Origin of the sequence: Marivita hallyeonensis (genome assembly GCF_900129875.1) — a bacterium.
GTDB classification, from domain to species: Bacteria; Pseudomonadota; Alphaproteobacteria; order Rhodobacterales; family Rhodobacteraceae; genus Marivita; species Marivita hallyeonensis.
Genome location: NZ_FQXC01000005.1, coordinates 76,446 through 88,485 on the forward strand (window position 1 = coordinate 76,446; position 12,040 = coordinate 88,485).

Below are 12,040 nucleotides of genomic sequence, written 5' to 3' on the forward strand. Positions count from 1 at the left end.
GCGCTCATAGGGGAGGTGAGAACAGATGACCGAGGACCTGATATCCGAAAAACGGGGTCACACGCTCTGGGTGACGTTCAACCGACCTGAGGCGCGAAACGCGATCACCTTCGGCATGTACGAAGCGCTCGCTGAATTGTGCGCATCGGTGCCGACCGATGGATCCGTGCGTGCGATGGTCATCATGGGCGCGGGCGGAAAAGCGTTTGCCGCTGGCACCGACATGACCCAGTTCCGCGCCTTCGAGACAGAACAGGATGCGCTGGATTACGAAGACGAGATCACGCGCGTTCTGACAGCGGTCGATCAGTGCCCGGTTCCCACCGTGGCGGCGATGCACGGCGCCTGCACAGGCGGTGGCGCGTCCATCGCGGCGGCCTGCGATATCCGGATCGCCAGTGCGCAGCTCAAGTTCGGCTTTCCCATTGCGCGGACGCTGGGCAATTGCCTGAACGCCGGGAACCTCGCACGGCTGAGCGAGCTTATGGGCGCGGGCCGCGTCCGTGAGATGATCTTTACCGCACGCCTCATGGGGGCGGATGAGGCTTTGGCGTGTGGCCTGATCTCTGAAGTGCTGCCTGACGAGGCCGCACTTCTGGACCGCGCCGATGTCCTGGCACAGCACCTTGCTGGGATGGCGCCGCTGACACTTCGCGCAACCAAGGAAGCCATGCGTCGCAACCGCGCCGCGTTGGCGGTCGAGGACAATGACCTGATTGCCCTGTGCTACATGAGCAACGACTTCAAGCACGGGCTCGAAGCGTTCCTCGCCAAGCAAAAGCCGGAATGGAGCGGGACATGAGCGGTCACGGTCCCCTCAGGGGAATGAAAGTCATCGAATTGGCCCATATCATGGCTGGTCCCGCCTGCGGCATGATGCTGGCCGATATGGGCGCAGATGTGATCAAGGTCGAAAAACCGGACGGTGACGACAGCCGCCGCTTTCTGCCGCCCGAAATCAACGGTGAAAGCGCCGCCTATATGATGATGAACCGCAACAAGCGCGGTATTTCGTTGAACCTGAAGGACCCGGACGCGATCGAGGTCTTGCGCACCCTGCTGGATAGCGCCGACGTGGTGGTTGAGAACTACCGGCACGACACGATGCAGAAGCTCGGTCTTGGATACGAGACGCTGCGCCAGAGCAATCCGAAACTCGTCTATTGTGCCATTTCCGGGTTTGGCCGTACCGGACCTTATGCGGAGCGTGGTGGGTTTGACCTGATTGCGCAGGGCATGTCTGGCCTCATGTCGATCACCGGGGAAGGCCCCGGTCGCCCGCCGGTGAAACCGGGAGCTCCGATCTCTGACATTACGGCAGGGTTTCTTGCGGCGATGGGGTGCATCGCGGCGTATTCGCACGCGCAAAAGACCGGAGAAGGCCAGATGGTCGATACGTCGCTCTTCGAGGCCGGGATATCCCTTACCTACTGGCAATCCGCGATTGCCTTCGCGACCGGCGAAGCCCCAGGCGCACTTGGGTCGGCCCACCCTTTGAACGCACCCTACCAATCATTCCGCACACGCGATGGCTGGATCAATATCGGCGCAGCGAACCAACGCAACTGGCTGCGTCTGCTCGACGTCATCGACGCGCCCGAGCTTGAAAGCGATGCCCGTTTCGCCACCAATCGGGATCGCATGACGAACCTTGCCGCGCTGGTTCCGCTGCTCGAAGACCACCTTAGGACGCGCGACACCGACGACTGGTTGGACCGTATGGAGGCTGCAGGCCTGCCCGCCGGACCCGTCATGGATATCTGCGAGATGCATCAGGATCCGCAAGCCCACGCGAGGGACATGATCGTCGAGACGCAGCACCCGAAAGCAGGAACGGTGAAGGCCATCGGCCTGCCGGTGAAATTCAGCGAAACCCCCGGCGCGGTGACCCGCCCGGCCCCCGTACTGGGCGAGCACGGCCCGGAGATCCTTTCCGAGTACGGCTACTCGCCGGATCACATTGATGCGCTTCGCCGACAGGGGGCTTTGATCGTAGCATGACCCTGCAGACTTGAGGCTACTGGAACGCCCGATTGCCGAATTGCGGCGCCTGCTTGCATCTCCGGACTTGTCGTCAGAGAAGGTCCGCTATGCCTGTTCTCCTGATACTGCTCCTGATTGGTGTCCTCGGATATCTATACTGGCAGCGCCGCACCACAACTCTGACACGGGCCTGCCGATGGCGGCGGACTGCGCCCGGGCGGTGGCGTTGTGCGTTTTGTGGTGCGGAGATGGGGGCGGAGGAGAGCCCGAAGATGTGTTTGAGACACGAAAACGATCCCTCGGAAAAAAATTGAATCTGCACGATTTTTTCTATTGCTTCGACTCGCGATCGGCCCCATATGCGCCTCCACAGACGCCAACGCACGCGCCTCTGGCGAGGTGGGCAAGCAGGACCTGCACCCACGCGGTTACGTAGCGACGGTAACGTCTCCCTTGGAACTGAGCGGTCTGCGCCGAGCAATCGGAATGGCCGGGTCTTTTGGAGATGACCAATGAACGCATACGTAACCGGGCTTTCGGCCCGCGATTCCGCATCTGTATCCCGTGCGGAAGCCTTTATCCTGAGCAATCGTTTCGAGCGCCCGACGCTGGTGATCGACACCGAGGCGGTGGCGCGGCAATACGCGGCGCTGGCACAGGGTCTGGGGCGTGCGCGCATCCACTATGCGGTCAAGGCGAACCCGGCTCCGGAAATCCTGCGGACGCTCGCCGCGCTGGGCAGCAATTTCGACGCGGCGTCGCGGGTCGAGATCGAGATGTGCCTTGCGGCAGGTGCCGATGTATCTCGCATTTCCTTCGGCAATACGATCAAACGCGCGTCCGACATTGCGTGGGCGCATGATCGCGGGATCACGCATTTCGCCGCCGACTCCGAAGAAGAGCTGCGCAAACTGGCGCAGAACGCACCCGGCGCGCAGGTCTACATTCGTCTGATCGTCGGATCGCTTCAGGCCGACTGGCCGCTGTCGCGCAAGTTTGGCTGTGCGCTCGACAAGACGCCGGCGCTGTTCCGTCTGGCCATCGACCTTGGTCTCAAGCCGGTCGGTTTGTCGTTTCACGTTGGATCGCAGACACGCAAAGCCGAGATGTGGGGCGAAACGCTTGATCAGGTGGCGGGTGTCTGGAACTGGCTCAAAGCCGAAGGGTTCGAGCTGTCGCTGCTGAACATCGGCGGTGGCTTCCCGGCGTTCTACGGTCAGGAACTGGACGCGCCGCAGAACTATGCAGCGGCTGTCATGCGCCAAATCCACGCGCGTTTTGGTGACATCGCAGAGATCATGGCGGAGCCGGGTCGCGGTTTGGTGGCCGAAGCTGGTGCGATTGCGGCAGAGGTGCTGCTCGTGTCCCGCAAGTCGGACAGCGATCTGCACCGCTGGGTGTATCTGGATATCGGCAAGTTCTCCGGGCTGGCCGAGACGATGGATGAGGCGATCCGCTATCAGTTCATCACTGACCGTGACCACGAGCCGACGGGAGCCTGTATTCTTGCGGGTCCGTCTTGCGACAGTGCGGATGTGCTGTACGAAAAGCAGCCGGTTCAACTGCCGCTGGGTCTGCAGTCCGGCGACCGGATCGTGATCCGCAACTGCGGGGCCTATACCTCGACCTATGCGTCGGTCGGCTTCAACGGTTTCCCGCCGCTGGACGTCATCGCGATTTAAGATTTTGCCTTTCGCGCCAGGGAGGGGCGCGGCGGGCCGTGTAGGTCGGACAGAACTGTCCGGCCTACGCTTGTTTTTGTGGTGGGCTTCGCGTTTCGTGTTCAAAAGACCCGGAGCTGCCTATGTTTCTTCCCCCTGACGATGCCGACGCGCGCCGTGCGATTGCGCCGGTGATCTGTTATCCGACCGACACCCTGCCGCAGCCGGACATGGCGTTGTATCAAGCTGCGTTGGCTGGTGCGGAGATTGTGGATGCGGTCACCGCGGCCCCGCGCGAGGCCTGCACGTTCCGGGTCTCCGCTGGCGGGTTCTTTCGCATTGTCAGCATCGACGGGCCGCAAGTGGGTGATCTGAACCTCTGGCACGCGGATGATCTGTCGGAGCGGTTCTATTCCGGCAAGACACGCGCGCTGCATGGGACGCATGTTTCCACCGGCGACCGGCTGTGGTCTTCATTTCCGACGCTGCGGCCGATGGCGACGGTCGTCGAGGACAGTCTGGATTGGTACGGGATCGACGATTTCGGCGGGTCGGTGCATGACGTGATCGGCACGCGCTGTGATCCGTACACGGGCAACCTTCTTGCCGGCACGCAGTACCATCATTGCTGCCATTCGAACCTGACGCGGGCGCTGGCTGATGTGACGGGCCTATCTTTGGCCGATGCGGAACCGTATGTGCACGACGTCCTGAACGTGTTCATGTGTACGGGGTTCACGCGGGACACCGGGCAGTATTTCATGAAGGCCAGCCCGGTGCGGCCGGGCGATCACATCACGTTCTTTGCCGAGATTGACGTATTGGGCGCCTTGAGCGCGTGTCCGGGCGGCGATTGCTCGGCGGAGCATTCGAGCGATGCTGCGGCGTGTTTTCCGTTGAGGGTGGAGATATTGCGCCCGGCGGACGGTGCTTTGGAAGGGTGGACGTCGCCTGCGGTCAATGCCTATGACCGCAGTCACGGAAGGTGAAGATCAGTCCTGCCGGAAATCGTCGTTCCGGTTCTCGTACGGGTGGGTGACGATGATAGTCCAATACATCAGGTAGTGCAGGGCGATAGGCCCGAGGCACATGGCGATGACCCAATCTGTCGGCGTGCCGGTGCGGGAGACAAGCTCATTCCCCACGATCAGTGCGACCAGGCGGGCGACATGCCAGTTGGCGGCGTTGCGTTTGCCCTCGTCCCAGCCTTCGCCGAAGAGTTCCGATTTCGAATTGGATGGCCCACCAATGGTGAAGATTGCAAAGACCATGGCGACGCCTGCAAGCAGCAGGCTGATGGCGTGCTGCGCCCATTCGAGACTGGGTGCAAAGATCGCGACCGAGCACAGAATGAACGGAACGGCAAAGGCGCGTGGACCCGTGACTTTGCCGTTTTCGCGCTCAAGGCGCTCGACCGTTGCCGGTACGTTCAAACCGACCACGAAAACATATCCGAAGAGCGCGCACAGCACCGGGAGAATCAATCCGATTTCGGTGAAGGCGGCGTAGTACGGGGCCAGGAGCGTGTAGGCTGCCAATGTCGACATGCCGAACAGCATCGTGTTCGTGGGGATTGGCACGCGGGTGGTCAACAGGACGTAGAGGCCGATAAGGAAATTTGGCATGTCCGTTGAGTGCCAACGGAATGCGGCAGGAATACGGGTTGGATTGCGGCTATTCGGTGAAAGCTGCGGTCAGCGCGATGTCGATCATGTCGCCGAAGCTGCGTTCGCGATCTTCGGAGGGCAAGGCTTCGCCGGTTTGCAGGTGGTCCGAGACGGTCAGGACGGCCAAGGCCCGGACCGAATGGCGCGCTGCAAGGTTGTAAAGCTCGGCGGCTTCCATCTCGACCCCCAGGATGCCGTGGCGCGTCATCTGTTCATTCAGATCGGGGCGTTCGTCATAGAACACGTCTGACGAGTATATCCCGCCGATATGCGTGGTGATACCTTTGACTTGCGCGGCGTCAGCGGCGGCGCGCAAGAGGCCGTAATCGGCGCACGGTGCGAAGTTCAGTTCGCGGAAGATCCCGGTCGACGGTGTTGAAATCGAACTGGCGGTCATGGCGATGATGACATCGCGAATGCTCACCTGTTTTTGCATCCCGCCGCAAGAGCCGATCCGGATCAGGGTTTTCGCCCCGTAATCCCGGATCAGTTCATTTGCGTAGATGGATAAAGAAGGCATGCCCATGCCGGAGCCTTGGATCGTAACGCGGTGGCCCTTCCACATGCCGGTGAACCCCAGCATGCCGCGCACCTCGTTGACCAGTTTGACGTCTTCGAGAAACGTCTCTGCGGCCCACTTCGCGCGATATGGATCGCCGGGCATGAGAACGGTTTCGGCGATATCGCCGGGGGCTGCTCCGATATGGACAGTCATTTAGATTGCAAGATCGTCCAGCGACTTCCCGCTTTTGAGCGCGTCATTCACCCAGTTTGGTTTGCGACCGCGACCTGTCCAGGTCTGGCTTGCATCCGCCGGGTTGGCGTATTTCGGCGCGCTTTTTGCGCCTTTTTTCTTCGGCGATCCACCCAGGAGTTCGTCGAGCGAAAAACCATATTCCTTCGCGGCTGTTTCAGCGGCTTTCTTGGCTTCCGCAAGGCGGCGTGTTTCCAGGGATTTCAGGGCTTTTTCGGCGTCTTTGATCAGCTTTTTGAGCTCGTCTTTCGACATTTTGTCCAAATTGACGGCCATAGGTCTCTCCTACCACGTGTTCTTTTTATGTAGCCGGGATGAGAGGAGTTTCGACAAAAGTCAATTCATATCCCAAAAATGCAATTTATGGGCGTGAAATTGCAATTCGAGGTTGTTCGTCTTTGATGCGGTTTGGCGTCAGTTACCAGCCATGGATTGCATCATCGCGGCCATAAAGCCGGATTGCTCCATCCTGTCCAACATTAAATCGGTCAATCCGCATTCCTCATTTACCTGAATCGAAAAGTCTTCGGAAATACCCTCAGGCAGGAAATCGTTATCCTGACCCATGGCGTCGAGATCCATGTTCGCCAATTGCGGGATGAACGCTTCCATCTTGTCGAGCATGTCATCCACGGCACCGGCGCTCGAAGCCTCTGTGAAACGGTCGAGCATGCAGGCCCCGGCGTCGCGGTATTCATCATTCCACGCGCTGTCTGGAACTTTCTCGCGGAGAGGTTCGGGATTGCCGCCTTCGTTTTCCACCATGCGGATCATCGCGTCGAACATGGCGTCGTTCATTTGTTCCGAAATGACCTCAAGACGTTCGAGCTGCGTTTCGGCTGTTGCGGCAAACGGAAAAAGGGCTGCGGTGAGGACGAGAGAAAAGCGGATCATGAATGCCCCTTGGACTGGTGGATTGAAACAATGAGCGCGGAATATGGCGCAGCTTTCATTCGGCTGCCACCGCTTTGGGATCGGCGAGGGTCACGATATCCATCATGATGGCGTTCAGTTCGAAGTCTTTAGGGGTGTAGACCTTTGCAACGCCCATTGCGCGGAGGCGGTCGGCATCGTCGTCGGGAATGATACCACCAACAATGACCGGCACATGGCCAAGCCCGGCTTCGCGCATTTTGGTCATCATGTCTTCGACCAAGGGGATGTGGCTGCCCGAAAGGATCGACAGGCCGACGACATGAACTTCGTTGTCCTGCGCGGCCGCCACAATCTGATCGGGGGTGAGGCGGATGCCTTCGTAATCGATGTCCATGCCACAATCGCGGGCGCGGAAGGCGATTTGTTCTGCACCGTTCGAGTGGCCGTCGAGGCCCGGTTTGCCGACGAGGAATTTCAGGCGGCGACCAAGCTTGTCACTGACGGCGTCAACAGCGGCGCGCAGGTCTTCGAGGCCTTCTGTCTTGTTGCTGACAGACTTTGAGACACCGGTCGGACCGCGGTATTCGCCGAAGACGGCGCGCATTTCGCCGGCCCATTCACCGGTGGTCACGCCAGCCTTTGCGCAGGCAATGGAAGCGGGCATGACGTTTTTGCCTTCCTTGGCGGCGGCGCGCAGGTCGGCCAGTGCGGCTTTGACTTCGCCATCGTTGCGCTCGGCCCGCCACGCGTTCAGGCGGTCAATCTGTTCCTGTTCTACGGCTGGGTCGACAACCATGATGCCGCCATCTTCGGTTTGCAGCGGGCTTGGTTCGCCATCGGTCCATTTGTTCACGCCGACAACGATGGTTTCGTTGCGTTCGATGCGGTTCAGGCGATCGGCGTTGGAGTCGACCAGACGGCCTTTCATGTATTCGATAGAGCCGATTGCACCGCCCATAGCATCAAGGTTGGCAAGTTCGGCGCGCGCGCCTTCTTTCAAGGCTTCAACCTTGCGGTCTACTGCCGGGTTGCCGTCGAACAGGTCGTCGTATTCAAGAAGATCGGTTTCGTAGGCGAGGATCTGCTGCATGCGCATTGACCATTGCTGATCCCACGGGCGGGGCAGACCTAGCGCTTCGTTCCAAGCGGGCAACTGCACCGCACGGGCGCGGGCATTTTTCGACAGGGTCACGGCGAGCATTTCAATCAAAATGCGGTAGACGTTGTTTTCGGGCTGCTGTTCGGTCAGGCCAAGCGAGTTGACCTGCACGCCATACCGGAAGCGGCGGAACTTGGGGTTTTCGACGCCGTATCGCTGTTCGAGGATTTCGTCCCAGAGGTCCACAAAGGCGCGCATCTTGCACATCTCGGTGACGAAGCGGATGCCTGCGTTGACGAAGAAGGAGATACGACCGCAGAGCGCCGGGAAGTCTTCGGCTGGGACGCGGGGTTTTAGCTCGTCCAGTACGGCGATGGCAGTGGCGAGAGCGAAGGAGAGTTCCTGTTCCGGTGTCGCGCCGGCCTCTTGCAAGTGGTAGGAACAGACGTTCATCGGGTTCCATTTGGGAATGTTGGTGTAGCAGTACTCGGCGACATCCCCGATCATCTTGAGCGATGGCTTCGGTGGGCAGATATAGGTGCCGCGCGACAGGTATTCCTTGATGAGGTCGTTCTGCACGGTGCCCTGGAGTTTCGAGATATCCGCGCCCTGTTCTTCGGCTACGGCAACGTAAAGCGCGAGCAACCATGGCGCAGTCGCGTTGATCGTCATCGAGGTATTCATCTGTTCCAGCGGGATCTGGTCGAAAAGCGTGCGCATATCGCCCAGATGGCTGACCGGCACGCCCACCTTGCCGACCTCACCGCGTGCCAGCACGTGGTCGCTGTCGTAGCCAGTTTGCGTGGGCAGGTCGAAAGCGACGGAAAGACCGGTTTGACCCTTGGCGAGATTCGACCGGTAAAGCGCGTTGGAGGCCTGAGCGGTCGAGTGCCCGGCATAGGTACGAATGAGCCACGGGCGGTCACGGGTCGGGGTCTGTGCGTCGGTCATATCACCTCCGATGGGGCAGATTCGCCCAGGTAATCTTGTTGCGTTCTGCGCTCAATACGCGAAACATTATGTCTCTGTCAATTCGCTGCGCTGCGGCGCATTTTGAATTGCTGCATTGCCGAAGGCTAGCGGAATTTGGGTCGGATTGGCAGGGCCAATTGCGCGCAGTTGGCGGGAATGGCGTCATGCTTTGGTCTTGAGGCTTGCAGTTGTGCACGGGCCTCGCCACGGTGGTGCGCATGACACAGTCCGTGACGCTTCCGCTTTGGGCCTTCCTGCTCATCTTGTTGTTCGCGGGTGTCACCTTTGCGTCGCATTTCCTGTTTCCGTCCGTGCGCTGGTTCTTTCGGCGACGTATGGAAAAGGCCGTGGCACAGCTGAACCAGCGGTTGGAGCGGCCCATTCAGCCGTTCAAGCTGCTTCGGCGGCAGGACATGATCCAGCGACTGGTGTACGACCCCGAAGTGACCGAAGCGATTGTGGCGCATGCCAAAGAAACTGGTGTGCGCGAGGACGTGGCTTTCGAGCGGGCACGGCGGTACGCGCGTGAGATTGTGCCGTCATTCTCGGCGTGGGCCTATTTCGGATTTGCGATCCGCGCGGCCCGGCTTTTGAGCACGTCCCTGTATCGGGTGCGCATGGTGCATCATGATGTGGGGCTCGCGGATGTCGACCCCGAAGCGACGGTGGTCTTCGTCATGAATCACCGGTCGAACATGGATTATGTCTTGGTCACGTATCTTGCGGCGGATCGGTCCGCCTTGTCTTATGCCGTGGGTGAATGGGCGCGTGTCTGGCCGCTGTCGCGGCTGATCCGTGCGATGGGCGCGTACTTCATCCGGCGGAAATCGCGCGATCATCTGTATCGCAAGGTTCTGGCGCGCTACGTTCAGCAATCTACGGGCGCGGGCGTGACGCAAGCGGTGTTTCCCGAGGGTGGGTTGAGCCTAAACGGGAGCCTGGCGCAGCCGAAGGTGGGTATCCTGAAATACATCCTCGAAGGATCGGACGCGGCCAATCGCGATGTGGTGTTCGTACCTGTGGCGTTAAACTACGACCGCGTGTTGGAGGACACCATCCTGATCAAAGCTCAGGAGGCCGGAACACGGCGGTTCCGGGCGCGGATCAGCGTGGTGTTCAAGGCGATCCTGCGGCAACTCTGGTTGCGGATCACCCGACGTTTCCATCGGTTCGGCTATGCTGCGGTGAGTTTCGGAAAGCCTGTGCTGCTGAGTGAAGTGCCGGGTGGTATCGACCGACCAGAGGCGGTTTCCGAGCTGATCATGCAGCGCATTGCAGAGGCTGTGCCCATTCTGCCGGTGCCGTTGGTGACGTCACTGCTTTTGGACAAAGGTCCACTATCGCGCGAGATGCTGTCCATGGCATTCACCGAGGAGTTGGACCGGTTGAAGGATGCTCAGGTTCATTTGCCGCGAAATGATGCGGCCTATGCCTGCGAATTCGGTCTACGGACCCTGATCGAACGGGGAATCGTGATGGAGGAAGACGAGGCCTTGTCCATTGCCCCGTCCAAGCGCGCGCTGGCTTTGTTCTATGCGAATTCAATTGCGCATGTTGTGGGCGATCGTTCTGCGGCTGCACAATGAATTCTGCATCCGCTCGGTCATAAAATTACAAAATTGACTTAAATCTTGTTGCAAAATTTCAATCTGGGTCATATTGCAGGGTCAGATGCTGCGATTCTGCGTTGCGGCACAGTTGTGACATAACCTTATGGAGGCTTCGATGGCTCTCGACCAGCAAACCGGAATTGCGGAATACGACGCGCCGGAAAAGGATTTGTACGAAATCGGTGAGATGCCGCCGCTGGGCTACGTCCCGAAGCAGATGTACGCGTGGGCCATTCGCCGCGAGCGTCATGGTGAGCCGGAGAAGGCGTTCGAGATTGAAGTCGTCGACACGTGGGAGATCGACAGCCACGAAGTGCTGGTCCTCGTGATGGCCGCTGGCGTGAACTACAACGGTGTCTGGGCCGGTTTGGGCCAGCCGATCAGCCCGTTTGACGGCCACAAGCAACCGTATCACATTGCAGGCTCTGACGCGTCGGGCATCGTCTGGAAAGTCGGCGACAAGGTGAAGCGCTGGAAAGTGGGAGACGAGGTGGTCATCCACTGCAACCAGGATGACGGCGACGACGAGCACTGCAACGGTGGCGACCCGATGTATTCGCCGAGCCAGCGCATTTGGGGTTACGAGACGCATGACGGATCGTTTTCGCAGTTCACCCGTGTGCAAGCCCAGCAGCTTATGCCGCGCCCCAAGCACCTGACCTGGGAAGAGGCAGCGTGCTATACGCTGACGCTCGCCACGGCATACCGGATGTTGTTCGGGCACGAGCCGCATGACCTGAAGCCCGGCCAGAACGTTCTGGTGTGGGGCGCGTCGGGTGGCCTTGGGTCCTATGCGATCCAGTTGGCGAACACGGCTGGCGCGAACGCGATTGGTGTGATCTCGGACGAGAGCAAGCGTGACTTCGTGATGTCGATGGGGGCCAAGGGCGTCATCAACCGCAAAGACTTCAAATGCTGGGGTCAGCTTCCAACGGTGAATACGCCGGAATATAACGAATGGCTCAAGGAAGCGCGCAAGTTCGGCAAGGCGATCTGGGATATCACCGGCAAGGGTGTGAACGTCGACATGGTGTTCGAGCATCCCGGTGAAAGCACGTTCCCGGTTTCTACGCTTGTCTGTAAAAAGGGCGGCATGGTCGTGATTTGTGCGGGAACCACCGGGTTCAACTGTACCTTCGACGTGCGCTACATGTGGATGCACCAGAAGCGCCTCCAAGGATCGCACTTTGCGCACCTGAAACAGGCATCTTCGGCCAACCAGCTCATGGTGGAGCGTCGTCTCGACCCGTGCATGTCGGAAGTGTTCCCATGGGACGAGATTCCGCAGGCGCACACGAAGATGCTGCGCAATGAACACAAGCCGGGAAATATGGCGGTTTTGGTACAATCGCCGAAGACTGGATTGCGCACATTTGAAGACGCTTTGGCGGCCAGATCGTAACGAACTGATTACTTCT

Annotated in this window: 11 protein-coding genes; 6 read left to right on the forward strand and 5 right to left on the reverse strand. The window is 59.7% G+C overall.

The window, feature by feature from the left end:
• Nucleotides 1-25 precede the first annotated feature (25 nt).
• From BUA42_RS16540 to BUA42_RS16560, 4 genes are all read left to right on the forward strand, one after another.
• Nucleotides 26-802, forward strand: coding sequence for an enoyl-CoA hydratase/isomerase family protein (locus tag BUA42_RS16540; protein WP_072779443.1), 777 nt, complete (start codon nt 26-28; stop codon nt 800-802).
• Nucleotides 799-2,001 (forward strand): CaiB/BaiF CoA transferase family protein, encoded by a 1,203-nt coding sequence (locus tag BUA42_RS16545; protein WP_245819044.1) that lies wholly within the window; start codon nt 799-801, stop codon nt 1,999-2,001. Before BUA42_RS16540 ends, BUA42_RS16545 begins: the two co-directional genes overlap by 4 nt.
• A 494-nt stretch (nt 2,002-2,495) precedes the next feature.
• A complete protein-coding gene (locus tag BUA42_RS16555) occupies nt 2,496-3,665 on the forward strand; it encodes a type III PLP-dependent enzyme (protein WP_072779446.1) in 1,170 nt (389 codons plus the stop codon).
• Nucleotides 3,666-3,787: 122 nt separating this feature from the next.
• Nucleotides 3,788-4,633, forward strand: coding sequence for an urea carboxylase-associated family protein (locus tag BUA42_RS16560; RefSeq protein ID WP_072779447.1), 846 nt, complete (start codon nt 3,788-3,790; stop codon nt 4,631-4,633).
• A 3-nt stretch (nt 4,634-4,636) separates the two neighbouring features.
• On the opposite strand, the gene BUA42_RS16565 is transcribed toward BUA42_RS16560, so the two are convergent.
• From BUA42_RS16565 to BUA42_RS16585, 5 genes are all read right to left on the reverse strand, one after another.
• Nucleotides 4,637-5,269, reverse strand: a complete 633-nt coding sequence (locus BUA42_RS16565; protein ID WP_072779448.1) for a hypothetical protein — start codon at nt 5,267-5,269, stop codon at nt 4,637-4,639.
• 49 nt (nt 5,270-5,318) lie between these two features.
• The gene (deoD, locus tag BUA42_RS16570; RefSeq protein WP_072779449.1) at nt 5,319-6,026 is read right to left on the reverse strand and encodes a purine-nucleoside phosphorylase; all 708 of its coding nucleotides are present in this window, start codon (nt 6,024-6,026) and stop codon (nt 5,319-5,321) included.
• On the reverse strand, nt 6,027-6,341 hold the full coding sequence (locus BUA42_RS16575) for an H-NS histone family protein (protein WP_072779450.1): 315 nt from the start codon (nt 6,339-6,341) through the stop codon (nt 6,027-6,029).
• 138 nt (nt 6,342-6,479) lie between these two features.
• The gene (locus BUA42_RS16580) at nt 6,480-6,959 is read right to left on the reverse strand and encodes a hypothetical protein (RefSeq protein ID WP_072779451.1); all 480 of its coding nucleotides are present in this window, start codon (nt 6,957-6,959) and stop codon (nt 6,480-6,482) included.
• A 55-nt stretch (nt 6,960-7,014) separates the two neighbouring features.
• Nucleotides 7,015-8,991: a protein meaA gene (locus BUA42_RS16585; protein ID WP_072779452.1), complete on the reverse strand. Its 1,977-nt coding sequence runs from the start codon at nt 8,989-8,991 to the stop codon at nt 7,015-7,017.
• Nucleotides 8,992-9,230: 239 nt separating this feature from the next.
• Between BUA42_RS16585 and BUA42_RS16590 the strand changes: the two genes are divergently transcribed.
• On the forward strand, nt 9,231-10,598 hold the full coding sequence (locus BUA42_RS16590) for a 1-acyl-sn-glycerol-3-phosphate acyltransferase (protein ID WP_072779453.1): 1,368 nt from the start codon (nt 9,231-9,233) through the stop codon (nt 10,596-10,598).
• 139 nt (nt 10,599-10,737) lie between these two features.
• Nucleotides 10,738-12,024, forward strand: a complete 1,287-nt coding sequence (ccrA, locus tag BUA42_RS16595) for a crotonyl-CoA carboxylase/reductase (protein ID WP_072779655.1) — start codon at nt 10,738-10,740, stop codon at nt 12,022-12,024.
• Nucleotides 12,025-12,040 lie beyond the last annotated feature (16 nt).